This is a genomic window from Paraburkholderia sp. NMBU_R16, from assembly GCF_013282575.1.
Taxonomy (GTDB): Bacteria; Pseudomonadota; Gammaproteobacteria; order Burkholderiales; family Burkholderiaceae; genus Trinickia.
In genome coordinates this window covers 1-246 of sequence record NZ_JAAAYE010000535.1, presented here as the reverse complement: position 1 = coordinate 246, position 246 = coordinate 1, and the positions used below count along the sequence as shown (strand labels likewise).

Below are 246 nucleotides of genomic sequence, written 5' to 3'. Positions count from 1 at the left end.
CGTGCGCAACAAGGCCGTCTACCTTGCGCTGGGTGTTCTGCCCGATGGCACACGGGATATTCTCGGCCTGTGGATCGAAAACACCGAGGGCGCCAAGTTCTGGATGAAAGTGTTCAACGATCTAAAGACGCGCGGCGTGAACGACATTCTGATTGCCGTCACCGACGGCTTGAAGGGGATGCCAGAGGCGCTGGCGGTGGTATTTCCGGCAACCACGCTGCAGACGTGCATCGTCCACCTGATTCG

General features: G+C 58.9%; 1 protein-coding gene. It reads left to right on the top strand.

What is annotated here, in order from left to right; genetic code table 11:
- Positions 1-246, top strand: a 246-nt coding sequence (locus GWC77_RS29010) for a transposase (protein WP_173263104.1), incomplete at both ends; no start/stop codon positions are given.